Source organism: Actinoplanes sp. DH11, assembly GCF_020873875.1.
In the GTDB taxonomy this organism is placed as follows: Bacteria; Actinomycetota; Actinomycetes; order Mycobacteriales; family Micromonosporaceae; genus Actinoplanes.
The window spans coordinates 591,573-615,348 of record NZ_JAHWGU010000001.1 but is presented as its reverse complement, the minus strand read 5'-3'; the positions used below and the strand labels follow the sequence as shown (position 1 = coordinate 615,348).

The 23,776-nt window shown below is 70.7% G+C and carries 20 protein-coding genes and 1 tRNA gene; 9 read left to right on the top strand and 12 right to left on the bottom strand.

The annotated features are described in order from the left end of the window. Positions 1 to 24: 24 nt before the first annotated feature. Both LPA41_RS02970 and metG read right to left on the bottom strand, forming a co-directional pair. On the bottom strand, positions 25 to 1,062 hold the full coding sequence (locus LPA41_RS02970) for a hypothetical protein (protein WP_229068016.1): 1,038 nt from the start codon (positions 1,060 to 1,062) through the stop codon (positions 25 to 27). 236 nt (positions 1,063 to 1,298) lie between these two features. Continuing rightward, positions 1,299 to 3,101 (bottom strand): methionine--tRNA ligase, encoded by a 1,803-nt coding sequence (gene metG / locus LPA41_RS02965; RefSeq protein ID WP_229068015.1) that lies wholly within the window; start codon positions 3,099 to 3,101, stop codon positions 1,299 to 1,301. Between the two features lie 131 nt (positions 3,102 to 3,232). On the opposite strand from metG, the gene LPA41_RS02960 reads away from it, so the two are divergent. Beyond that, positions 3,233 to 4,204, top strand: a complete 972-nt coding sequence (locus LPA41_RS02960; protein ID WP_229068014.1) for a hypothetical protein — start codon at positions 3,233 to 3,235, stop codon at positions 4,202 to 4,204. Positions 4,205 to 4,215: 11 nt separating this feature from the next. On the opposite strand, the gene rsmI is transcribed toward LPA41_RS02960, so the two are convergent. Next, complete coding sequence (gene rsmI / locus LPA41_RS02955; protein ID WP_229068013.1) at positions 4,216 to 5,067, bottom strand: 16S rRNA (cytidine(1402)-2'-O)-methyltransferase; 852 nt, start codon at positions 5,065 to 5,067, stop codon at positions 4,216 to 4,218. Positions 5,068 to 5,143: 76 nt separating this feature from the next. Between rsmI and LPA41_RS02950 the strand changes: the two genes are divergently transcribed. From LPA41_RS02950 to LPA41_RS02940, 3 genes are all read left to right on the top strand, one after another. After that, complete coding sequence (locus tag LPA41_RS02950; protein ID WP_229068012.1) at positions 5,144 to 6,727, top strand: dolichyl-phosphate-mannose--protein mannosyltransferase; 1,584 nt, start codon at positions 5,144 to 5,146, stop codon at positions 6,725 to 6,727. A 1,495-nt stretch (positions 6,728 to 8,222) separates the two neighbouring features. Next, positions 8,223 to 9,179 (top strand): hypothetical protein, encoded by a 957-nt coding sequence (locus LPA41_RS02945; protein WP_229068011.1) that lies wholly within the window; start codon positions 8,223 to 8,225, stop codon positions 9,177 to 9,179. A gap of 86 nt (positions 9,180 to 9,265) precedes the next feature. Beyond that, positions 9,266 to 11,734, top strand: a complete 2,469-nt coding sequence (locus tag LPA41_RS02940; RefSeq protein WP_229068125.1) for a bifunctional polysaccharide deacetylase/glycosyltransferase family 2 protein — start codon at positions 9,266 to 9,268, stop codon at positions 11,732 to 11,734. Between the two features lie 146 nt (positions 11,735 to 11,880). Here the strand turns inward: LPA41_RS02940 and LPA41_RS02935 are convergent, their stop codons facing one another. Then, positions 11,881 to 13,125 (bottom strand): GAF domain-containing sensor histidine kinase, encoded by a 1,245-nt coding sequence (locus tag LPA41_RS02935; RefSeq protein WP_229068010.1) that lies wholly within the window; start codon positions 13,123 to 13,125, stop codon positions 11,881 to 11,883. A 134-nt stretch (positions 13,126 to 13,259) separates the two neighbouring features. Here LPA41_RS02935 and LPA41_RS02930 point away from each other — a divergent pair, with 134 nt between their 5' ends. Beyond that, positions 13,260 to 13,781 (top strand): DUF2199 domain-containing protein, encoded by a 522-nt coding sequence (locus LPA41_RS02930; RefSeq protein WP_229068009.1) that lies wholly within the window; start codon positions 13,260 to 13,262, stop codon positions 13,779 to 13,781. Positions 13,782 to 13,920: 139 nt separating this feature from the next. Here the strand turns inward: LPA41_RS02930 and LPA41_RS02925 are convergent. The 6 genes from LPA41_RS02925 to LPA41_RS02900 all read right to left on the bottom strand — a co-directional run bounded on the left by LPA41_RS02925 (position 13,921) and on the right by LPA41_RS02900 (position 20,065). Continuing rightward, positions 13,921 to 13,994, bottom strand: a tRNA-Ala gene (locus tag LPA41_RS02925). A gap of 125 nt (positions 13,995 to 14,119) precedes the next feature. Then, positions 14,120 to 14,875 carry a hypothetical protein gene (locus LPA41_RS02920; protein ID WP_229068008.1) on the bottom strand — a complete coding sequence of 252 codons (756 nt, stop codon included), beginning with the start codon at positions 14,873 to 14,875 and terminating at the stop codon, positions 14,120 to 14,122. A 204-nt stretch (positions 14,876 to 15,079) separates the two neighbouring features. After that, a complete protein-coding gene (locus LPA41_RS02915; protein WP_229068007.1) occupies positions 15,080 to 15,715 on the bottom strand; it encodes a GNAT family N-acetyltransferase in 636 nt (211 codons plus the stop codon). Then, a complete protein-coding gene (gene glp / locus LPA41_RS02910) occupies positions 15,716 to 17,026 on the bottom strand; it encodes a gephyrin-like molybdotransferase Glp (RefSeq protein WP_229068006.1) in 1,311 nt (436 codons plus the stop codon). Beyond that, positions 17,023 to 17,934: a UTP--glucose-1-phosphate uridylyltransferase gene (locus tag LPA41_RS02905; protein ID WP_229068005.1), complete on the bottom strand. Its 912-nt coding sequence runs from the start codon at positions 17,932 to 17,934 to the stop codon at positions 17,023 to 17,025. The genes glp and LPA41_RS02905 overlap by 4 nt, the downstream gene beginning before the upstream one ends. Before the next feature lie 46 nt (positions 17,935 to 17,980). Beyond that, positions 17,981 to 20,065 carry a diguanylate cyclase gene (locus LPA41_RS02900; RefSeq protein WP_229068004.1) on the bottom strand — a complete coding sequence of 695 codons (2,085 nt, stop codon included), beginning with the start codon at positions 20,063 to 20,065 and terminating at the stop codon, positions 17,981 to 17,983. An 82-nt stretch (positions 20,066 to 20,147) separates the two neighbouring features. Here LPA41_RS02900 and LPA41_RS02895 point away from each other — a divergent pair, with 82 nt between their 5' ends. The 3 genes from LPA41_RS02895 (at position 20,148) to LPA41_RS02885 (ending at position 22,274) form a co-directional block, all read left to right on the top strand. After that, a complete protein-coding gene (locus LPA41_RS02895; RefSeq protein WP_229068123.1) occupies positions 20,148 to 20,759 on the top strand; it encodes a 5-formyltetrahydrofolate cyclo-ligase in 612 nt (203 codons plus the stop codon). A gap of 102 nt (positions 20,760 to 20,861) precedes the next feature. Then, positions 20,862 to 21,209 carry an FmdB family zinc ribbon protein gene (locus LPA41_RS02890; RefSeq protein WP_229068003.1) on the top strand — a complete coding sequence of 116 codons (348 nt, stop codon included), beginning with the start codon at positions 20,862 to 20,864 and terminating at the stop codon, positions 21,207 to 21,209. Between the two features lie 504 nt (positions 21,210 to 21,713). Further along, on the top strand, positions 21,714 to 22,274 hold the full coding sequence (locus LPA41_RS02885) for a hypothetical protein (RefSeq protein ID WP_229068002.1): 561 nt from the start codon (positions 21,714 to 21,716) through the stop codon (positions 22,272 to 22,274). Between the two features lie 280 nt (positions 22,275 to 22,554). Here LPA41_RS02885 and LPA41_RS02880 read toward each other — a convergent pair whose 3' ends face one another. After that, entirely contained in the window at positions 22,555 to 22,734 is a 180-nt protein-coding gene (locus LPA41_RS02880; RefSeq protein ID WP_229068136.1) for a hypothetical protein, read from the bottom strand. 64 nt (positions 22,735 to 22,798) lie between these two features. On the opposite strand from LPA41_RS02880, the gene LPA41_RS02875 reads away from it, so the two are divergent. After that, complete coding sequence (locus LPA41_RS02875) at positions 22,799 to 23,128, top strand: translation initiation factor 2 (protein ID WP_306469442.1); 330 nt, start codon at positions 22,799 to 22,801, stop codon at positions 23,126 to 23,128. A gap of 58 nt (positions 23,129 to 23,186) precedes the next feature. Here the strand turns inward: LPA41_RS02875 and LPA41_RS02870 are convergent, their stop codons facing one another. Beyond that, positions 23,187 to 23,681: a DUF2231 domain-containing protein gene (locus tag LPA41_RS02870; protein ID WP_255689034.1), complete on the bottom strand. Its 495-nt coding sequence runs from the start codon at positions 23,679 to 23,681 to the stop codon at positions 23,187 to 23,189. Positions 23,682 to 23,776 lie beyond the last annotated feature (95 nt).

The following is a 23,776-nucleotide window of genomic DNA, read 5'->3' as shown; positions in this document are numbered from 1 at the left end:
TGGCGTTTCCTTCGGGAGCCCGGTCTACTTGCGAGTGATCTTGGCGGTGCGTTCGGCGCCGGTGTAGTTGCCGGCCCGGTCGTAGGTCCAGGCGACGACGACAACCTTGCCCTTGGTGATGCCGGCGGGCACCTTCAGCGTCCACTTGCCCTTGGCCACCTTCGCCGCGTTCTTCGCGGTGCCGCAGTACTTCCCGAACTGCGCGTCGGTGGTGTACCGCTTCCACTTCTTCTTCGGGGTGAGGCAGTAGTACTTGCCAGAGGTGGTGATGCGGACGACGGTGGCGCCCACGAAGCCGGGGCCGGCCTGCTTGTCGGCGACCGTGCCGCGGACCGTGCGCCAGGAGCTGATCCGGTTGGCGTTCTTCGGCTTCGTGATCGTCAGCTTCGGCTTGGTGCTGTCCTTGACCACGGTCAGCGTGGCGAGCGGCAGCCAGCCGGTCGAGCCGTTCTTGTTGGCGAAGGCGATCCGCATCGGCACCTTGCCGCTGATCTTCGTCTTGGTGCCCTTGCGGTACAGGATCACGCCGGGCAGCGACTGGTTCTGGCCCTTGAGGGTGTCCTGGTAGCCGTCACCCCAGTCCAGGGCGATCTTCGTGGTGCCGGACTGCACCTTGGTGATGTTCACGAAGAACCGCTCACCCTGGTAGACGGTCTTCTTGCTGACGCCGTACGCGGCCGGCAGTGCCACCGTGACCGTCCGGCCCGGGGTGGTCCAGCTGTTGCGGCTGGAGTCGGTGAGCGTCTCGGTGACGGTGAACCGGCCGGCCCGGGTGTACTTCTTGGCGTAGCCGGTGGCGCTCGCGGCGAGCGTGGTGCTGGTGCCGTCACCCCAGTTGATCTTCCGGGTGATGGCGGCGTCCGCGTCCCGGTCGTCGGCGTACTCGCCGGCGCTCTGACTGAAGGTGATCTTCTGACCGGTCCAGACCGAGGTCGGGCCGAGCCGGAAGGACCCGGTCGGCGCCTTGGTGTCCGGGTCGACGGCGAGCGCGGGCGACGCGTGCAGAGCGCCGCCGGCGACGAGCGCGCCGCTGACGATGGCCGTGAGGAGGGTGCGTTTCACTGGTGCTCCTTCGATGAATCGGCCACCGAAGGAAGGCATGGGTCATCGCGGGCTCCGCGTCGCTACGCGACCGGAGCGACGATACGAACACGTTCCCCCGTGGTGGACGTGACCGTATCTGATCTTGCGGACTTCGATCAACACTGTTTCGCTGCGATCTTCGCCATCGACGACGATGCCCGCCGCTGTCACGAATGGACATCGGCGGGCATCGGCGGATATTTACGGTCGCGGCGTCAGGACTCCCCGCCCAGGCGGGCCAGCTCCTCGTCCACCACGGACGGTTCCAGCTTCTTGAACACCGGCTTCGGCGTCGCGAGCGGGGTGCCCGCCACGAGGGGTACGGACTCCCAGCGGGCGCCGGCCGTGTAGTCACCCATCAGCACCGGGTAGGCCGGGCCGCCGTCCAGATCGTCGACCTCCACGATCTCCGGCATCGGCGCGTGCACGCCGACGCCGCCGAGCAGCTCGAACACCTTCTGCGCGGAGTGCGGCAGGAACGGCGTGAGCAGCGTGTTGGCGTCGCTGACCACCTGGAGCGCGACATGCAGGACGGTCGCCTGCCGCGGCTTGTCCGCCTCGGACTTGAGCTTCCACGGCGCCTGCTCCGACAGGTACTTGTTGGCCTCGGCGACCACCCGCATCGCCTCGCCGATCGCCGCCTTCTGCCGGTGCTTGCGGATCAGCTCGCCGACCGTGCCGAAACCCTCGCGGGCCACCGCCAGCAGGGCCTCGTCCTCCGGCGTGAGCGGGCCGGCGGCCGGGATCTCGCCGAAGTTCTTCGCCGCCATCGAGATCGACCGGTTCACCAGGTTGCCCCAGCCGGCCACCAGCTCGTCGTTGTTGCGCCGGACGAACTCGGACCAGGTGAAGTCGGTGTCGTTGGACTCCGGCCCGGCGGCCGCGATGAAGTACCGCAGGGCGTCGGCGTCGTAGCGCTCCAGGAAGTCGCGCACGTAGATGACGACCCGCCGCGACGAGGAGAACTTCTTGCCCTCCATCGTCAGGTACTCGCTGGACACCACCTCGGTCGGCAGGTTCAGCTTGCCGAACTCGCCGGCCTGGCCGCCCTTGTCACCCTCGCCGGAGTAGCCCAGCAGCAGCGCCGGCCAGATCACCGAGTGGAAGACGATGTTGTCCTTGCCCATGAAGTAGTAGGCCGAGGCGTCCTTGCCCTCACCGTCGGCGGACCACCACTTGCGCCAGGCCTGCGGGTCGCCGGTGCGGCGGGCCCACTCGACCGACGCCGACAGGTAACCGATGACCGCGTCGAACCAGACGTAGATCCGCTTGTCGTTGCGGTCGCGCCAGCCGTCGAGCGGGATCGGCACGCCCCACTCCAGGTCCCGGGTGATCGCCCGCGGCTGGAGGTCGTCGAGCAGGTTGCGGGAGAACTTGAGGCCGTTGGGCCGCCAGTTCTCCCGGTGGTCCAGCCAGGAGCCGATCGCCTCGGCGAAGGCCGGCAGGTCCAGGAAGAAGTGCTCGGTCTCGACGAACTGCGGGGTCTCGCCGTTGATCCGGGAACGCGGGTTGATCAGCTGCTCCGGGTCGAGCTGGTTGCCGCAGTTGTCGCACTGGTCGCCGCGGGCGCCCTCGTAACCGCAGATCGGGCAGGTGCCCTCGATGTAGCGGTCGGGCAGGGTGCGGCCGGTGGACGGCGAGATCGCACCGAGCGTGGTCCGCGCGACGATGTAGCCGTTCGCGTGCAGGCCCTCGAACAGCTGCTGCACCACGGCGTAGTGGTTGCGGGTCGTGGTCCGGGTGAACAGGTCGTAGGAGAGCCCGAGGCCGTGCAGGTCCTCGACGATCACCCGGTTGTACCGGTCGGCGAGCTCGCGCGGGGTCACCCCGTCGGCGTCGGCCTGCACCTGGATGGGTGTGCCGTGCTCGTCGGTCCCGGAGACCATGAGCACGTCGTGTCCGGCCATCCGCATGTACCGGCTGAAGACGTCGGACGGCACCCCGAAGCCGGAAACATGACCGATGTGGCGCGGGCCGTTGGCATAAGGCCAGGCGACCGCGGCAAGAACGTGACTCATGAGGTAAAGCGTAGTGATTGCCTCCGCTGCGCCGCGAACGGATTGCCACGCGGCGTGCCGCCCGCCCAAATTGTCACGACACACCCCATGTGTGACGCGATCCACGGCGCACCGGGGCGTTCAATGATCCAGTGACCGGAGACGCGCCGCAGCCCGGAGGAACGCCGGGCGACCAGGACAATCCCTGGACCCTCGCCGACCCCGGGGCCGCCTGGTGGCGAGGCCGCCACGATCAGGTGCCGCCGGCCGAGGCACAGGTGGACGCCCGCGCGGCCGCGGCACGCGACCTGACCGAGGGCTCACGGCTCGCCACCGCCGGCGAACTCATGATCATCGAGCCGGACGGGCGGGACGCCGCTCCGGCCGTACTCGAAGGGGTGGCGGACCAGCCACCCACCGACCGCAACCGGCCCACCGTGGTCCTGGACACCCAGCGCCCGCGCCCCGATGTCCCGGTGCCCCCCGCGGTGGAGGCCCGCCTGGAACGGATGGAGAACTCGCCGTTCTGGCTCAGCGAGGCCGACCGGGCGAAGGCCGAGGCGGCCGAGCGGGCGGAGGCGGAGGCGTCCCGGCCGGTGACGCACCAGGCCACGCCGCGGCGCCGCCCACCGGTCGGCAACCCGGCGGCGCCCCTCCTCGCCCTCGTCGCGCTGAGCCTGGTGGCGGCGTTCTTCGGGTGGGTCAGCGCCGAGCCGTTCTGGCTCGCCACCGGGCACGGCGACAAGGGGTACGCCACCACCGAGCACTGCCGCGGCGACGGACTCACCCAGCGCTGCGTCGGCCGGTTCACCAGCGCCGACGGCCGCACGGTCTCCCCCGTGGCCCTGCTGGGCATCTCCGGCGACGGCCGCACGCCGGGCGCCGTCACACCGGCCCGGATGGTCAGCCCCGGCAGCGACCAGGCCTACGCCGGCCCGACCGGCACGATCGTGCACCTGCGCTGGGTGCTCGGCTTCCTGCTCGTGCTGATCTGCGGTCACGGCATCGCGCAGGCCACCGGCGCCAACCGGCTCGAGTCGCACATGAAGCGCCGCCGCGCCGTGCTGCTCAGCTTCGCCGCGCCCGTGCTGCTCCTGCTCTGCTTCCTGGTGGCCGCCTACTAGCTGTGGACGATCTAGCTGTGGACGATGTTGTAGACGTCCCGCTTCTTCAGCCCGTACTCGTCGGCCACCGCCTGGATCGCGTCCCGCCGCGAAAGACCGGCGCCCTCCCGCCCGGCCACCGCCGCGCGCAGCTCCTCGTCGTCCGGGACCGTCGCCGGCACGACCGGCGCGCCCGCCACCACCAGGGTGATCTCGCCGCGCGGCTCGTTCGTGGCGGCCTGCTCGGCCAGCTCACCGAGGGTGCCGCGACGGATCTCCTCGTACGTCTTCGTCAGCTCCCGGCAGATCGCGCCCGGCCGGTCCGCGCCGAACGTCGCCGCCAGATCGGCCAGCGCACCCACGATCCGGTGCGGCGCCTCGAAGAACACGAGGGTGCGCGGCTCGGCCGCGAGCTCGCGCAGCCGGGACCGGCGACCCGAGCCGGTGCGCGGCAGGAAACCCTCGAAGACGAACCTGTCACTGGGCAGCCCGGAAAGCGCCAGCGCGGTGGTGACCGCGCTCGGCCCGGGCGCCGCCGTCACCGGGAACCCGGCGTCCAGCGCGGCCCGGACCAGCCGGTACCCGGGGTCGGAGACGCTCGGCATGCCACCGTCCGTGACCACCGCGACCACGGCGCCGGCGGCGAGCGCCTCGACCAGTTCGGGCGTACGCCGTTCGTCGTTGCCCTCGAAGTAGGACACGATCCGGCCGCGCACCGTGACACCGAGGTCCCGGGCCAGCCGGTTCAGCCGCCGGGTGTCCTCCGCGGCGATGACATCGGCCGAGGCCAGGACCTCGCGGAGCCGTGCCGAGGCGTCGCCGATGTTGCCAAGTGGCGCGCCCGCGAGCACGACCCGCCCGCTGCCGTCTTCATCTCGTGCCATGGCGAAAAGTCCATCACATGACAGGACGCGGCGACGGCGGGCATCAGTTCTCAGGCGTGGGGCCTACGATCGCGGAGTGACGACGGCGGCCACAGCTGAGAATGACCTCACCACCCCGGACCCCCCCGCCGAGGCGGGCTCGCCCACCGGCGTGCGCGCGGTTCCCGAGATCGTGCGACGTCGGCTGTCGACGCTGGACCAGCGCTTCAACCCGTACTCCTGGCTGGTCACCGCGATCATCGTGGCGGTCGCCGCGATCCTGCGGTTCTCCGGGCTGCGCACCCCGAAGGGTTACATCTTCGACGAGGTGTACTACCCGACCGACGCCTGGGACATGCTCCAGCACGGCGTGGAATGGGACGAGAAGAACAACGGCCCGGCGTACGTGGTGCACCCCCCGCTCGGCAAATGGCTCATCGCTTTCGGGGAGCAGCTGTTCGGCAACACCGAGCTGGGCTGGCGCTTCTCCACCGCGCTCGCCGGCACCGTGATGGTCCTGGTTCTGATCCGGCTCACCTACCGGCTGTTCCACTCGATCGTGCTGGCCGGCGTCGCGGGCCTGCTGATGACGCTCGACGGCTTCCAGCTGGTGCTCTCCCGCACGTCGCTGCTCGACATCTTCCTGGGCCTGTTCATCCTGATGGCCTTCGCCGCCATGGTGATCGACCGCGACCACTACCGGCGCGGCCTGCTGCGGGCCCTGGAACAGGGCTGGGACCCCACGGCCACACCGCACGTCCCCCGGATCGTGCCGTGGTGGCTGCTGGCCGCCGGGGTCAGTTTCGGACTCGCCTGCGGCGTCAAGTGGAGTGCCCTCTTCTTCGCGCCGTTCTTCGCCGTGCTGGTGATCGTCTGGCGGGTCCAGGCACGCCGCTCGGCCGGCGTCCGCGGCCCGATCGTCGCCGGCATCCTCGGCGACCTGGGCTGGCTGCTGCTCAGCTTCGGACTCACCGTCCTGATCTACCTCGCCACCTGGACCGGCTGGTTCGTCACCGACACCGGCTACTTCCGGCACTACCGCGAGGCCAACGGGCTGAGCGAGCCGCCGATCCTGGGCGCGCTGCTCAACCTCGCGCACTATCACTCCGAGGCGTACAACTTCCACAGCGGCCTGACCGAGAAACACACCTACCAGTCGTGGCCGTGGCAGTGGCTGCTGCTGGGCCGCCCGGTGGCGTTCTACTGGAACGGCAACGGCGACTGCGGCGCCTCCAGCTGCGCCGCCGAGATCCTGCTACTGGGCACGCCGATCCTGTGGTGGTCGTTCCTGCCGGCCCTGGCCGCCCTGGCCTGGCTCGGCGTCGCCCGGCGCGACTGGCGGGCCTACGCCATCTTCACCGGCGTCACCGCCGGCCTGCTGCCCTGGTTCTGGTTCGCAGTAGCCGACGGCCGCACGATGTTCTCGTTCTACGCCCTCCCCGCCCTGCCCTTCCTGATCCTGGCCGTCGTCTACGTCCTCGGCGCGATCATGACCCCACCCGGCGGCCTGCTGGCCGGCCCCCACCGCTCCGACCGCCAACTCATCGGCACAGTCGTACTGACCACGTTCGTGGTCCTGGTGGCGCTCTGCTTCGCCTACTTCTACCCGATCTTCGTAGGCACCCTGATGCCGTACGACGACTGGTCGGTCCGGATGTGGCTCGGAAGCCGCTGGATCTGACACACCGCCCACACAGGCCCGACAAATCCGGCCGCCGCGGTTCCGGCGGCTGAGCTCCCGGCGGCCCCAGCTCCCGGTGGGCTCAGCTCCCGGTGGGCTCAGCTCCCGGTGGGCTCAGCTCCCGGTGGGCTCAGCTCCCGGCGGGCTCAGCTCTGGGCGGGGTCCGGCCGTTCGGCTCTCGCCGCCCTGTCGCCTCCCGGGTGGCCGGATCGGGGCGGCGGGTTGTGCTCTCGATCGTCGGAGAGCGATCTCAGCGACCACAAGCACAAGCCGGACGTGCTCAGCTGTCATCCACGGTCGCCGAAACCGCTCCCCAACAGCCGTGAGCGACAGCCAGATGCACGCGGCTGTCACCCACGGTCAACGGAAACCGCTCCCCAACAGCCGTGCGTGACAGCCAGACCCACTCAGCTGTCACCCATGGTCGTGATAATCGCTCCGCAGCAGCCCTGAGCGACAGCCAGACGCGCGGCTGTCACCACGGTCGTGATAATCGCTGCCCAACAGCCCTGAGCGACAGCCAGACGCGCGCGGCTGTCACCCACGGTCGCGATAATCGCTCCGCAACAGCCCTGAGCGACAGCCGGGCCGCACACGACTGACGACGACATCGCAGACGACCACTCGACGGCCCGCGTCCCTGAGGTCAGCATGCGTGGGTTGGGGCGCTGCCCGGCGGCGCGTTCCCGGGACGACACCGATGGCGCATCCGGTGATCGTTCACGGACACCAACCCTGGCCGGGCCGGGTCGCTGCTGCCGGGTGCCAGCCGACTCTTCGCATCCGCCGACTCTCACCTTCCGCAGCCGTGGGTCTTGGCTTGCGGGCAGCCGGCTTCAACGCCCGCGGAAACTGATTCTGGTGCACCCATGGTCGCTGCGTTCGTCGAACGCGGCGACCAAGTCCGGTGCTCCGCGGCGACTGGCTCCGTAGCGCCCGCGGCGACCACGTCTGGTGCGCCCCTGGCGACCAAGTCTGGTGTGGCTGTGGCGGCCACGTCTGGTGCGCCCGCGGCGGCTCGGTTCGGTGCCTCGCGGCGGCCTGGTTCTGTGTGTCGGCGGCGCGCGGGAAATAGGGCACGCCCCGATCGCCTGCCACGGGGGAAGCGGGCGATAGGGGCGTGCAAGAGGGAGCTTAACGAAGGTCGGATGACCTGCACAACGGGTGTACCCACAAGATTGCCGTGTCGCACCCACCTTCCGAGCGAACCGGACATTAGCCTTGAATAGAACTTATGGGTTTAATCGAATTGCGAGAAATGCTCAATTGTACGGTCGGGAATGCGACAGCAAATTGAGACCGGAATCGGCGTAACGTCTTCTCGCCGGCTACCGCACTGCTGCTCAGCGGAACGTCATTCCGAAGCGCACACACCGGCCTTCATCGGTCAATTCCACGGCATCATCATTTCGTCCCTTTTCAGGGGATCCGTCGGCCGTCCCCCTTGTGAGTGATCTGTGCCAAGATCGCGATAAATGTTCTTAAGCTTCGCCGCGTGACTTCGCAGGAGCCAAGAACTTCGCAATCCGCCGACCAGAACGCACCTGACACGGAAGTGATCGCCGTGTCCGCGCCCGCCCCGGTGTTCGTGGACACCACCGGGCGGCGCAGCCGGCTGCTTCGGCGCCTCGCGTTGGCCTTCGGCGTACTCGTCGTCGCCTACGGGGGGCTGCTCAGTGTCAGCCTGGCCGGTGGGCCGGTCAGTTCCAGTGCGGTGTTACCGCTGCCCGGACTGGACGACGAACGGGACGACGAACCCGCCACCACGCCCAAGCCGCGGCCCAGCCCCACACCGCAGCCGAGCACCACCACCGCGCAGCGCTACGTCGTGGAGTCGTTCCAGCGGCGTGTCGACTACCCGCCGCGGCGCAGCGTCGCACCGAGGTCGTCTCAGCCGTCCGCCAAGCCGTCGTCGAAGCCGGCCGCCAGCAGGACGCCGGCCGGCCGGACCCCGGCGCCGACCACCTCGCGCACGACGGAGTCGACCACGAAGCCTAAGCCGAAGCCCAGCAAGTCGGTGCCGGCCCCGGGCACGTCGTCGCCCGCACCGGAGCAGCCCGGCCAGCCGGGACAGCCGAACCAGCCGGGTCAGCCGAACCAGCCGGGGCCAGGTCAGCCCGCGCCGAACCAGCCGGGTCCGGTCGCACCGGTCCCGCCCGGCACCGGCGGCACGGCCGGCGGCGAGGTCGTCTCCGGCGACCCGGCCGGCAACCCGAAACCCGCCGCCCCGGCCAACGACCCGAAACCCGCCGGCCCGGCCGGCAACCCGAAACCCGCCGGCCCGGCCAACGAACCCAAGCCGGCCAACGAACCCAAGCCGGCCAGTCAAGCCAACAAGCCCAAGCCCACCGCAGCCAAGCCCCCCGCGCCCGCCTCCCCGCCGCCGGCGGTTCCGCCGGCCGACGACGACCCCGTCGACGTTCCCTCACCAAGGACCGGGACCACACCGTGACAACCACCCCCTCGACCACCACCCCCACCCGGCGGTCCCGAGCCCGGGGCCGGAGCCGCCGGCGCCTGCTGCCGCGCCCCCGCGTCATGCTCGGCACCCTGCTGATCGGCTTCTTCGTGGCCGTACTCGTCGTGCAGGCCTACATCAACGCCGAGTTCAAGAACGACCACGTGCAGACCGAGGTCGGTGACCAGGCCGGGGTGCCGGCCGCGATCCGCGCCGGTGGCCCGATCATCAACACCACCGGCGGGCAGGAGAGCACCAGCCGGCTGCCGGACCGGACCATCGCGCTCACCTTCGACGACGGACCCGACCCGACGTGGACGCCGAAGATCCTCAAGGTGCTGCGCGACAACGACGCGCACGGCACGTTCTTCCTGGTCGGGTCGCAGGTGGCCCGCCACCCCGAGTTGACCAAGCAGATCGTGGACGGCGGCAACGAGCTCGGCCTGCACACGTTCACCCACCCGAACATGCAGCGGCTGGCACCGTGGCGGCGGGAACTGGAACTGTCCCAGAATCAGGTGGCGATCGCCCGGGCCACCGGGGTGCGGACGAACCTGGCCCGGTTCCCGTACTCGTCGAAGAACGCCGCCATCGACGAGGTGAACTGGAAGCTGGTCAAGGAGGCCGGGAAACTCGGTTACCTGGTCGTGGTCAACGACAAGGACAGCGAGGACTGGAAGCGGCCCGGCGCCGAGCGGATCATTGAGAACGCGACGCCGGCCGGGACCGATTCGGCGGTCATCCTGTTCCACGACGCCGGTGGTGAGCGGTCGCAGACCGTGGCGGCCCTGGCCGAGTTCATCCCGAAGATGAAGGCGCGGGGGTACCGGTTCACCACGGTCACCGAAGGCCTCAACCTGAGCATCGCCGAGCAGGCCGCGAACGCCGGCAAGGACCGGGCGGAGAGCACCGAGGCGATCTCGCCGCTGCCGTTGAACCCGGACGCCCCCAAGCACGACGAGTGGCGTGGCCTGGCTCTGATCTGGACGGTACGGCTCGCCGACGGCCTGGTCCTGGCGGTCGCCACGCTGTTCGTGGTGGTCGGGGCGCTGACCATCGGCCGTACCGCCCTGTTGCTCCTGCTCGCCACCCGGCACGCCCGGCAGCGCCGCAGGCCGGACTGGCGCTGGGGCCCGCCGGTGACCGAACCGGTCTCGGTGATCGTTCCGGCCTACAACGAGAAAGAGGGCATCGAGGCCGCCGTCCGTTCGCTGGCCTGCGGCGACTACCCGCACATCGAGGTGGTGGTGGTCGACGACGGGTCCACCGACGGCACCGCTGACCTGGTGGACCGGATGGGTCTGCCGAATGTCCGGGTGGTGCGCGTACCGAACGGCGGCAAGCCCAACGCCCTCAACACCGGTGTGGCCCTGGCCCGGCACGACCTGATCGTCACGGTCGACGGGGACACCATCTTCGAAGACGACTCGATCCGCCGGCTCGTGCAGCCGTTCGCCGACCCCTCGGTGGGGGCCGTCGCCGGCAACGTGAAGGTCGGCAACCGGTCCAGCATGGTCGCGCTCTGGCAGCACATCGAGTACGTGATCGGGTTCAACCTGGACCGTCGGCTCTACGAGATGATGAACTGCATGCCGACCGTGCCCGGCGCGATCGGCGCGTTCCGCCGGGAGGCCCTCGCCGAAGTCGGCGGCGTCAGCGACGAAACCCTCGCCGAGGACACCGACGTCACCATGGCACTGTGCCGGGCCGGCTGGCGGGTGGTCTACGAGGAGAACGCCAAGGCCTGGACCGAGGCGCCGACCACGTTGGAGCAGCTGTACCGGCAGCGGTACCGCTGGAGCTACGGCACGATGCAGGCGATGTGGAAGCATCGCCGGTCGATCCTGGAGTCCGGCGCCTCCGGCCGGTTCGGCCGGGTCGGCCTCCCGTTCCTCGCGCTCTTCGGGGTGGCGTTGCCGATGCTCGCGCCGGTCGTCGACATCATGCTGATCTACGGCCTGGTCTTCTGGGAGCTCAGCGAGACCATGGTCGCCTGGCTCGGCATGCTGGCGCTGCAGATGTTCACCGCGGCCGTCGCGTTCCGGTTCGACAAGGAGTCGCTCGGCCCGCTGCTGCGGCTGCCGTTGCAGCAGTTCGCGTACCGGCAGCTGATGTACCTGGTGCTGCTCCAGTCGGCGACCACCGCGCTGACCGGCGGCCGGTTGCGCTGGCACAAACTTAACCGGGCCGGCCTGGTCGCACGCTCCTCACCGGACCCGATCGGCCCCGGCGGCACCGTCGCGCCCGCGGTCGACACCTGGCCGCCGGTCGGACCGGACATCAAGCCGACGAGGCGTACGCCCACCGGCCGCGCAGTGGCGCCGCCGGCCGTACCGCCCCGGTCCGTGCCGTTCCAGGTCACCTCGCACCGGACCGGCTCGCACCAAGCCGCCTCGCACCGGTCCGGCTCGCCGCAGGCCGGTCCGCACCAAGCAGGCCCGCACCAGGGTGTCCCGGCGCAGGCCGGGCCCTACGACGACTTCGCCTCCGAGCTTCCGTCCGCCGGCTCGCCCCCGGCCGGAGGCTCCGGCCCGGTCCGCGCGGGGTGATCGCCTCGGTCCACGCGGGGTGATCGCCTCGGTCCGCGCGAGGTGATCGCCCCGGTCCGCGCGAGGTGAACGCGCCGGTCGCGCCGGGTGAACGCGCCGGTCCGCGCCCGCCGAACTGCAGCCGGTGGGCGCGGGCCGGCCTCCGGTCAGGCCACAGCCAGGTCTCGGATCAGCTCGGCGGGCGACAGGTCCGCGTACGGGAAGACCACGTGCAGGGACGTGCCGTCACCGGGCCGGTCGGACAGGGCCACGGTGGCGTGGTGGGCGTCCAGGATCCGCTTCGCCACGGCCAGCCCGCGGTCCGGTCCGGGCACGTCGGCCGGGTTGGCGATGGCGCCGTAGTACAGGTGCGGGAAGAGGTCCGGCCGCATCCCGTCGGGCAGGTCCATGTCGTCGAGGCGTACCGCCGGGCCGGACTCCATCTCGGTGCCGACCCGCACCCGGCCGCCCTCCGGGGTGTATTTGACCGCCGCGAAAAGAAGGTGCGTCAGCACCTGCTCGAGCCGGACCGGGTCCGCGATGATCGGCAGCGACGGCCCGCCGGCCTGGTTCAGGATCCAGATGTGCTTGCTGGCCGCGATCGGCCGCACCGCCTCCACCGCCCGCTGCGTCACCCGGGTCAGGTCGCACTGCCGCATGTGCAGGCTCTCCCCGCCCAGACCGGCCTCCGCCATCGAGGTGAGGTGGTCGAGCAGCTCCCGGAAACCCCGGACGTGCGCGGCCGTCGCCCGGCCCACCAGGTCAGCCATCTCGGCCTCGTGGAAACCGGTGTCACCGAGCCGGTCCAGGTACGCCGACATCAGCCGCAGCGACGACCGCAGTTCCCCGCCGACCAGGCCGGCCAGGTCGTCCTTGCGGCGTTCCAGCTCCTGCAGCCGGGCCGTGGTGTTGGCGAGCGCGAAGGCGTACCGCCGCAGTTCCAGCTGGGCCGTCACCTGCCGGGCCAATGCCCGCAGCGCCTGCTGCTGCTCGTTGTCGAGCCGCCGGGGCACCGTGTCAAGCACGCAGAGGGTGCCGAGCGCGAAGCCGTCGGTCGTCATCAGCGGCGCGCCGGCGTAGAACCGGACGCCGTCGGCCGCGGTGACCGCCGGATTGTCGGAGAACCGGCGGTCCGCCCGCGCGTCCGGCACCACCAGCAGGTCACGATCGAGGATGGCGTGCGCGCAGAACGACAGCTCACGGGCCGTCTCGGCCAGCGCGGAACCGGTGGCGGCCTTGGCCCACTGCCGGTCGGCGTCGACCAGGCTGACCATGGCCACCGGGGCCTCGCAGACACTCGCGGCCAGGGCCACGATGTCATCGAAATCCTTCTCCGGTGGGCTGTCGAGGATGTCGAGGGAGTAAAGCGCTGCCAACCGCTCGATCTCGTTGTCGGGCAGGGGAGCTTTCATGGGGCGTCACCTCCGGAGACTTGATACAGAGATACCACCCAAAAGTAGCCATTTTCATGTTTTGCACTATCTCTGGTGTGACCTGGCACGTGTGCCCGCGAAGATTCATTCGGCCGGTCGTAGGATTCGGCTCCGTGAGCACCGAGCAGTTCGTCTGCGGAACGTGCGGAGCCGAGCACCCGGGCCCGCCGCTCAGCTTCGCCGCCCCGGCACCGGATCTATGGCGGCCGGAGCTGGCCGACCAGGAGGGTTGCCTGCTCGACGCGGACCTCTGCGTCGTCGCCGGCGAGCACTTCTTCGTCCGCGGACTCGTCGAACTGCCGGTGTGGGACACCGGCGACGTCTTCACGTACAGCACGTGGGTCTCGCTGAGCCGCCCCAACTTCACCCGGGCCGTCGACATCTGGGAACAGGACGGCCGCGAGGACGAACCGCCGTACTTCGGCTGGCTCGCCAACGCCATCGCCGGCTACGAGCCGTCCACCCTTAACCTGCGGACGAACGTGCACACCCGCCCGGTCGGGCAGCCGCCCTACATCGAACTCGAGCCCACCAGCCACCCGCTCGCGGTCGAACAGCGAGCCGGCATCACGATGGCCCGCGTCCAGCGCATAGCCGCTTTCCACCTGCACAGGCTGGACGAGTTCGCCCCCTGACCCGCACGGCAGACCAGCGCGAGCGAGCCCCACCCCGCGCACCCACCGCACCGCGGGGCGTCCGGGGGCTCGGCCCCGGAGCAGACATGACGAAGGGCCGCAGTCCGCGCTTTCCGCGGACACACGGCCCTGCCATTCGTGGAGCTGAGGGGATTTGAACCCCTGACCCCCTCGATGCGAACGAGGTGCGCTACCAGTCTGCGCCACAGCCCCTTGGTTTCTCGGTGATCGCTCACCTTGGAACCGAAGCAAGGCTAACAGGTCGCCCGGACCCCTCGCGAATCGCCCCTCCCATCCGTCAGACGAAGGAGTGCAAGACGCGTACGCCCGTGGTGAGGTCAGGCCGTGTGGTTGCGGCCGCCGGCCTCGTAGGCGCGCCCCCGCAGCCCGCCGCCTCGCCGGCGGTAGGAGACGGAGCCGCCGTTGGCGGCGAGGGGCAGGTCGGAGGGTTCCCGGTCGAGGCCCATGGCGGCGCGGCGTACGGCTTCGCGCTGGGCCGCCAGGCGGCGCTGGGCTTCGCGGCGGGCGGCGGCGCGGCGGGCCTGTTCGCGGCGGACCTCGGCCTGGCGTGCGGCGAGCCAGGCGGCTTCGCGGGCCTGGATGCGCCGGCGGCGGCGGTCGGCGATGGCGCGATTGCGCAGGTGGACCAGGTAGAGGCCGAGCAGGGAGCCGGTGACCGCGAAGCTGATCCAGAAGCCGGGGCCGACCGCGACCACGCCGACCAGTTCGATCAGGTTGAGCAGGACGAGGGCGGCGAAGACGCGGCGGCGGCGTACGACGGCGGGGGTGCCACGCCGGCGGGGTACGCGCACCGGCCGCTTCCCGGTGACCAGGCGCAGCCGGCGTTCGGGTGCGGCCGCTGGATCACCCGAAGGGGCGGGTACCGTAACCGTCACCTTGCGGGCGGGGTTGATCGGTCGTCGTCCGGGCACGGTGCGGCGACGGCGGTGGCGCTGAAGCACCCGCGCCGTCGACGACGCCCGCTCCGCGGCGAGTCGCTCGGTGGCGTCGTACCGGCGGACCAGCGCCGGGGCGAGTGCGAGCAGCCCGGCCGCGGCGAGGACGGCGAGGAGCACCGAGGTCGGCACCCTCACTCCTCCGTTCCGCGACGACATGACCTTCAGATGACGACACGCGACATGACGGCACGTGGCGCGACGACACCTGACGTCACGACGGTGACATCACGACATTTGACATCACGACGGTGACATGCCGAATGACACGCCGAATGCGAGGTTACGGGCGGTAGCGGTGATATTTCGCGCGGCGCGCCGACAACGCTGACACGCTCAAGATCATTTAGAGGCGCGTACGCGCTTCCACCGCGCCAGCAGACCGCCCTCAGCGGACACTTCTTCGCTGGTCATGGCGTACCCGAGGTGGTCGCGCCAGGCGCCGTCGATGTGCATGTAGCGCTGGTGGTACGCCTCCTCGCGGAAACCCAGCTTCTCCACGACGCGCCGGCTCGGCTGGTTCTCCGGCCGGATGTTGACCTCGATGCGGTGCAGCCCACCCGGGCCGAACGCGTGGTCCACCGCGAGCGCCAGCGCGGTCGGGATCACGCCCCGGCCGGCCACCCGGTAGTCCACCCAGTAACCCGCGTACGCCGAGGCGAACGCCCGCCGCACGATGTTGCCCAGGTTCACGTGGCCGACCAGGCGCTCCTGGCCGTTCTCCACCAGGCAGACGGCGAACGGCATGCTGTCGCCGCGCCGGGCGGCCCGTCTCATGTCGCGGTAGACGTAGCCGAACGCGCGGGACGAGTTCATCTCCGCCCACGGGCCGGGCGGCGCCGACTCCCAGGGCGCGAGCCAGTTCTGGTTCGCGACCCGCACCTCGGACCAGGCCCGGGCGTCACCACGCTTGTACGGCCGGAGCAGCACCGGGCCATCGGCCAGGACGGCCGGCCATCCGGGCGTGGCTCCGATCATTCATCGCCTCCGGTCGAGCAACATCACGTCCACGGTCGAACCGGCGGCCGCCGTGGTGACCCGTTCACCGAGGACCAGAAGACCGTTCGCCTCGGTCAAACCGGAGAGAGTGTACGGCCCACCGGCGAGTGGTTGCACGGTATGGCCGCCACCGCGCCGTTCCGCGACGTGTGCCGGCCGGAACTCGCGCAGCCCACCCGGCGACGAGATGGTCTCCAGCAGATGCGCCCGCACGCTTGGCCGGAAGATCGGGTCGGCGCCGGCGAGCAGCTGGATCACCGGCCGCGCCAGCACCTCGAAGCCGATCAGTGCGGCGCCGGGCTCACCGGGCAGGCACACCACCGGCACCTCTTCGCCGCCGACCGTGCCGAAGCCGAGGGCCGTGCCGGGGCAGAGCGCCACGTCGGTGAACTCGACGAGCCCACGGCCGGTGCCGGGCCGGGACAGCACCCGGCGCAACATGTCGCCGGGGCCGGTGCCGGTGCCACCGGTCGTGATGATCAGATCGGCCCGCAGGGTCTGGTCCTCCAGCAGGCCACGCAACCCTTCCGGGTCGTCGTCGCAGATGCCGATCCGGTACGCCAGGGCGCCCGCCTCGACGGCCGCGGCGGTGAGCGCGTGCGAGTTCGCGTCGACCACCTGGCCGGGCTGGCTGGGCCGGCCCACGTCGACGAGTTCGTCGCCGGTCGCCACCACGACGACCCGCGGGCTGGGCCGGACCAGCACGTGGCCGATCCCGGAGGCGGCGAAGGTGGCGACCATGGCGGGTGACACGTACGTCCCGGCGGGCGCGAGCACCTGACCGACGGTGATCTCCTCACCGGCCCGCCGGACGCCCGAGCCCCGTTTCGGCGCGTGCAGGATCTCCACCGCCGCCATGCCCTGATCGGTCCAGTTCACCGGCACCACGACGTCGGCGCCGAGCGGCAGGGGCGCGCCGGCGGCCACCGAGAAGCAGGTGCCGGGCGTGAGGCGGACCGGGCGCCAGCTGGCAGCGCCCAGGTCACCGACCACGTTGAGCCGGACGCTGCGGCCCTTGCTGTCGAACTGCCCGAACGACGGGTGCGACCCGATGCGCCCGGCTCCCGCCAGGTCTTCCCATCGGGCCGCGTACCCGTCGATCGCGGCCTGGTCGAACGCCGGGAACGGGTGCGGCGCGATCACGTCGGCCGCGAGCACGTTCCCGTGCGCCTGGGTGAGGTCGAGGTCGAGCGGAGGCAGCGCCCGCAACCTGCGCAGCACGCTGCCCAGGTACTCGGCGAGAGGCATCAGCTCGTTGGCGGCCGCCTCGGCATCGGCCGTAGCGGTCATCCCTTCTGACCACCGACGAAGTCGGTGAGCCAGGCCCGGAACTCCGCTCCGAGGTCGGGTCGCTGGACGGCCAGCTGGACGACCGCCTGGAGGTAACCCAGCGGCATGCCGGTGTCGTAGCGGTGACCGCGGTAGACGATGCCGTGCACCGGGGTGCCCTCGGCGAGCAGCGTCGCCATGGCGTCGGTCAGCTGGATCTCACCGCCGGCGCCCGGCTTGGTGTCCGCGATCGTCTCGAAGATCTTGCCGGGCAGGACGTACCGGCCCAGGACCGCCAGGTTGCTCGGCGACTCCTCGGGCTTCGGCTTCTCGACCAGCCCAGTGATCTTGACGATGTCCTCCTTGTCGGTCGCCTCCACCGAGGCGATGCCGTACCGGGAGGTCTCCGACGGATCGACTTCCATCAGCGCGAGGACGATGCCGCCCGTCTCCGCCTGCAGGTCGAGCATGTCCGGCAGCAGCGGCCGGGACTCCTCGACGAACTCGTCACCGAGCAGCACGGCGAACGGGTTCTCCGTGCCCACGTGCGAGGCGGCGGTGCCGACCGCGTGACCGAGGCCGAGCGGCTCACCCTGCCGGACCGTGTAGATGTCGGCCAGTTCGCTCGTGCGGCGTACCGCCTCGAGCCGGGCCGTATCGCCCTTCTCCTCGAGCCGCTGCTCCACGTCGGGGCGGCGGTCGAAGTGGTCGACCATCGAGGTCTTGCCCCGGCCGGTGACGAGCAGGACGTCGGTGATGCCGGCTGCGGCCGCTTCCTCGACGATGTACTGCAGCACCGGACGGTCCACCACCGGCAGCAATTCCTTCGGCACGGCCTTCGTGGCCGGTAGGAATCGAGTGGCGAGACCTGCCGCCGGAATCACTGCCTTGACCGCGCGCCGGCCTGTCCCCTGCGCGTTCGTCGTCATTCAGTCACCGCACCTTCGCTGGATCGTGCCCGGATATGCCGCGAGACTATCGGCCACGGGCTTGCCGCGGCGGCTGTGGCCCACCGGTCGTCGCACCGGCGCGATCGAAAGTCCTTCGTTCGGCCAGTCGGTACGTATCTCTACCCGCATTCTTCGCGGCGTAAAGCGCTTGATCCGCAGCGTCCAGAACCTCCTGTGCGGTGTTCCCGTGCTCCGGGAAGACCGCGATGCCGATCGAGACAGTGATCGACACGTGGTCGTCGAGATCGGGGCGACGCGGATCGATCGGCACCGGCCAGTCGCGCACCGCCGCGCCGAGCCGCTCCGCCACGATCACCCCACCGTACGCGTCGGTCTCCGGCAGCAGCACCACGAACTCCTCGCCGCCCTGCCGGAACGCCACGTCCACCTCCCGCAGGCCCAGCCGGACCCGTCGGGCGAACTCGCCCAGCACCAGGTCACCGGCGGTGTGCCCGTACGTGTCGTTGACCTCCTTGAAGTGATCCAGGTCCAGCACCAGGACGGTGAGCATCCGGCCGAACCGGCTCGCCCGCTCCACCTCCCGCCACAGCACCTCGCGCAGGTACCGGTAGTTCCACAACCCGGTGAGCGGGTCGGTCAGCGACAGCCGTTGCGCCTCCTCGTGCACACGCACGTTGTGCACGGCCACCCCGGCCTGCCCGGCGAACGTACGCAGGGTCCGCAGATCGGCGTCGTCGAAGGACGAACTGCCGAGCCGGTCGTAGAGCGCCAGCACCCCGAGCGTGCCCGGCTCGCCCTCGCCGTCCTCGATGTCGGGCGGCGCACAGATGGGCACGGCGAGATACGACTCACATGCCGGCTCGTCCGGCGCCGGCCCGCTCGCACCGCGCAACGGCGAACCGGTCGCCGCCACCGTGCCCAGCACACCCCGGCCGGCCACCAGGCGCCGCTGTGCCAGCTCCGCGGCGGGCACATCCCACTCACCGGTGAGCCCCGCCCCGCAGCGCACGGCCAGCCGCCCGTCCGGCTCGGCGAGCAGCAGCAGCCCCGCACGGGCGCCGGTCGCGGTCATCGCGGTCCGCAGGATCACCGGCAGGATGCGGTCCAGGTCGTGGGTGCTGGACAGGGTGTCGCCGAGGATGGCCAGGTGCCGGCGGAGCTGGTCGCGGCTGGCGGTGAGCGCCTGCACGTACGACTGGAGCTCGCGGGTCATCCGGTTGAACGTCCCGGCCAGCCGCCCCAGCTCGTCCGGCCGCGGGATCGGCACCCGGGTGTCGAGGTCGCCGTTGGCCACCCGGTCGGCCGCCCAGGCGAGATCCCCGAGCGGGCGGGTGGTGGAACGGGCCAGCCAGCGGGCGGCCACGATCGCCACCGCCGCGGTGACCAGGACGATCAGCAGCAGCATCGCGTAGCGCAGGGTGGGGTCGGCAACCGGCACGGCGAGCGTGAGCGGCAGCGGCTGGCCCGGTTCGGCGACAAGCGTCCGGACGGCGTCGCCTCCGCCCCCTTCCGCGCCGCTTCCGGTCGGCGCGGCGCCTGCTTCCCGGGCATCACTTCCGGCGCTTGTTTCCGGGGCGCCGCTTCCGCCGTTCGCTTCCGGGGCGCCGCTTCCGGTGGGTGCGCTCAGGGTGACCGACACGCCGCCGGCTTCGCCGAGACGGCGGAGCAGGACGTCATCCACACGCTGGGCGGCGATCACCGTCACATCGGAGGCGTACGCCGTCGCGGCGAGCGCCGTCACGGCACTTCCCGCCGGGCCGGCGCAGTTCTGCCAGCCGAGTTCGGGGGCCTCCCCCCGGCTGTTCCCCCGATTCTGGGCGATTACCGCCCGGGGCGTGGGGGTCTGCGCCGCTCGCTGATCAGGACCGGTCACACGCACGGCGGTTGCCAGGCCACGGTCGATCAACTGATCGGCCACGGCGGCACGCTCGGTAGCCGGAACGACGGCGACCGCGTCCGCGACCGCTTGCAACTGCCTACAGAAAGCGCTCACCGCGGCACTCACGGTGGTCGCGGCATGATCGAGACGCTCAGCCGTTCGCTCGCGGCTCACGGCGCCGACGGTCAGGGCGACGAAGATGGATCCGAGCAGGACCGGACCGAGCACGACCACCAGGAACGCGCTGGTGAGCCGGCCACGAAGTGTCACACATCCTCCCGGGAGTGGCCCTCTATTCCAGCGATGCTGACATAGTGTGCACCGTTTGCCGCTTTTCGAAAGGGGGTGTTGCATGTCGGATTTAGCCAGTGACGCGGAAAAATCAGTACAAAACAAGATCGCCCTCCGCGCCCGACTGCTCACGAAGCGTCGATCACTTTCGGACTCGGAACTCACGGCAGCCGCCGCAAAGATCCAACGTCAAACCCTTGCCCTGGTACGGGATCTCGCGCCCACCACGATCGCCGCCTACGTGCCGGTCGGCGCCGAACCGGGCGGGCCCGACCTGCCGGCCCTGCTCGCCGGCGCGCTACCGGCCGGCGGGCGACTGCTGCTGCCGGTGCTGCTGCCGGACAACGATCTGGACTGGGCCGCCTACGACGGACAGCTCGACCGGGCCCTCCGGGGACTGCGTGAACCGGCGGGGCCGCGGCTGGGGGCGGAGGCCGTACAGCAGGCGGATTTGATCCTCGTCCCTGCCCTGGCAGTGGGCCCGGGAGGGGTGCGGATGGGCCGGGGCGGCGGATCCTACGACCGTGCCCTCGGCAGGTTGGGCAGTCCGGGACCGTTCACGGTCGCGCTGCTGCACGATGGAGAGATCGTCGACGACGTGCCGGTGGAGGACCACGACCGCCCGGTCCGGGGTGTGATCACGCCCACTGGTGGGCTGGTCAGCTACTTCTGAGCCCTCTCGGGCAGGGAGCGGAGTGGACGAACTGACCTCCGATGCCGCAACATTGGCACTCGGAGTTGGCGAGTGCCAGCAGCCGAACGATCCGGAGGAGCCGTGCCTACCTACCAGTACGCCTGCACCGAATGCGGTGAGCAGCTCGAAGCAGTGCAGTCCTTCAGCGACCCCGCACTCACCGAGTGCCCGAACTGCCAGGGCAAGCTCCGCAAGGTGTTCAACTCGGTCGGCGTCGTCTTCAAGGGCTCCGGGTTTTACCGCAACGACTCCCGCTCCGGGAACGTGAGCGCCGAGAAGTCCGGCACCCCGTCGACGCCCGCCACCACCTCGTCGAGCGACTCCTCGTCGTCCTCGTCGAGCACCCCGGCGTCGTCGTCCTCGTCCACCAAGCCGTCGACGTCGTCCTCGTCGTCGTCCTCCGGTGCGACCGCGGGCGCAGCCTCCTAGAACGTCCTCGAACACCCCGGACGCGCCGGACCCTCACACACGGGGCACCCGGCGCGTTCCGCTTTCCCAGGCGACGCGCGGCAGCCGGCACTCTGCTTTCCCAGGCGACGCGCTGCGGCCGGCACTCCCGGCGCGGTTCCTCTCTCACAGCGGCCTTTGTCGTGCCTGGCCGCCGCCTCGTCGTGCCCGGCCGTCCCCTCGTCGTGCCCGGCCGCTGCCTCGCCGTGCCCGGCCGCTGCCTCGTCGTGCCCGGCCGCTGCCTCGTCGTGCCCGACTACCGCCTCGTCGTGCGCCCTCACCGCCATCCCCCGAGCCCGCCGAGCGCTTCGCCCTCGCCTCGATGCCGCCTTAGCAAGACCCCCTGAGTCCCGGCTGGATTTCCACAGTCAGCCGCTGTCCACAGGCCCCACCCGCCGGCACGCCGAATCCGCCTACCGTGCTCCCCGAACGACGTCCGCCCACCGGCGATCAGACGTCCGCCCACCGGCGATCAGGGAGGTTCGGATGTTCCGCAACGGCCCGGCCCGGCACACACGCGCCGAGAAGCGGAAGGAACGGCTCGACCCGGTCCGCTGGGGCCGCGCGCGGCGTGGCACCCTCGTCCGCCTGGGTCTGGCCGCCGCACTGTTGATCACGGCAGCGGCGACGCTCTGGTACGAACCAGCCGACAACCTGTCACTCCGCGCCGATCCACCGGCCCAGTCCTCAGCGCCGGACCGGAGGCAGGCTCCAGGCCAGGTGCAGGACGCGGGCCAGAGACCGGTGGAGGGCCAAGGCGAGTCGCCGGCTCAGCATCGGGCCGGGATCCCGGAGGGCAAAGTAGGCGTACCGATCCGGCTTGCCGATCCCACGGCACTGACCCTGGTCCGCCCCGGGCAGCTGGTGGACCTGCTGGACCCCGGTGATCAGAGCACGCCGGTGGCAAGTTCCGCGCTGGTCCTCGACGTCACCGGCGCATCCGATCCCACCATCGGCGGCCTGCTCCTGGCGCTGAGCCCGGACGAGGCCGAGCGCGCCGTCGCCACCACCGACCGCGGTTTCGCGATATTGATCCGCCCCGACTGACCGAGCCTCATCCCCCGGCGTCGATGGCGCCGCCCCCGTCAAGATGTTGATCTGCTAGCGCTACGAAATCGCGGTGATCAAAGGGCTGAAACCGCGTTTTCGTAGCGCTAGCAGATCAACATCGCCGCGGACGGAACGCCGCCGACACCTCGCTCGCCGACGCGCCGACCACACTCTGCGGGCCACGCTCAGCACAGGAATCCCCGGCTGCTTGACAGAAGAACCATAGGGACACCCCGAACAGGCCTCACCCCGCCGATCGAGGCTCACTCGGGCGCGCTCACCCCCAGTGCGGCGGACGGTCCTCGTAGAGCCGGTCGTCGTTGGAGTAGCTGCTCTCGCCCCATCCCCGTTCCGTGTCGTCACGGGTCTGATCGGGAAGCACCGGGGCTTCTTCGGACTCGAAGTCCACCTCACGCTCGGCGTCGCTGTCCCGCTCGGGGCCATCCAGGATGTCCACGACGAACAGCGTAAGCCGACGGCGGCACCGCCGTCGTCCCCCTCCGGCTGTACCGTCGGTGAACGTGACATCCCCCACCAGCGAGCCGGACGACGCGTACTGGCAACGCCCCGACCCGGCCGCCGAACCGCTCGGCCGCCCGGAGCCGGACGAGCCGCAGCAGCGGGCCGAGCCTCCTTACCCGGGTCCGCCGCGCACGGACCCGCCCGCGCCGCACTGGCGGCCGCCGACGATCGCGCACCCGCCGCCGCCCCGGGCACTGCCGGGGCAGGACATCGACGCCCTGGACGAGGCGGAGGGTTCGGCGCGGACGGTGACGTACGGGATCGGGCTGGTTGCCGGCGCGGTCGCGATCATCCTGATGTGCCTGCTCTGCGCCCGCGTGTTCTTCTGAGCGAGCGCCGACCACGAGCACCGCCCCGCACGGCCGGCTGGAGGCGGGGCAACGCCTCCTAGTACGTACCCCAGACCGCCGTGGCACCGGAGTCGCCGGTCTGGAAGATGTAGTAGCCCGTCGCCGCGGCCAGCCCCACGATCACGACCGCGAAGGCGATCTCCGCGATCCGGGGCAGGGCCGCCCCGGCGCGGAGGGTGAGCACGACCAGGGCCAGCGCGACCACGCCGAGGGCGATCGACAGCCACATGGTCAGCGTGCCGTAGTTCATGTGATCGTCCAGGATGACCTTGCCCGGACCGGACATGCCCTGGTCGAGGAGCCGGTTGTAGAGCTCGGTGCCGGACAGCTTCGACACCACGGCGGAGATCGGTGCCACCACGGCGAGCAGGACGACCGCCCAGCCGAGCTTGGACCGCCAACGGGAAACGACGGCGTAGACGATGGCGGCGAGCGCCAGCAGGGGTACGAGCACCACCGCGGCGTGGAGCACGAGGATATGTACCGGTAACCCGTTGACCTGGTCGAACACTAGTCCTCCTCGATCCGCCATGCGCAGGACGATGAATTGCGTGAAGGCGCAAACATCTCACAGTGCACCCCGTGCGCGCAGGTCACGATCGGACATCAGGCCGGGCATCGCGCCGG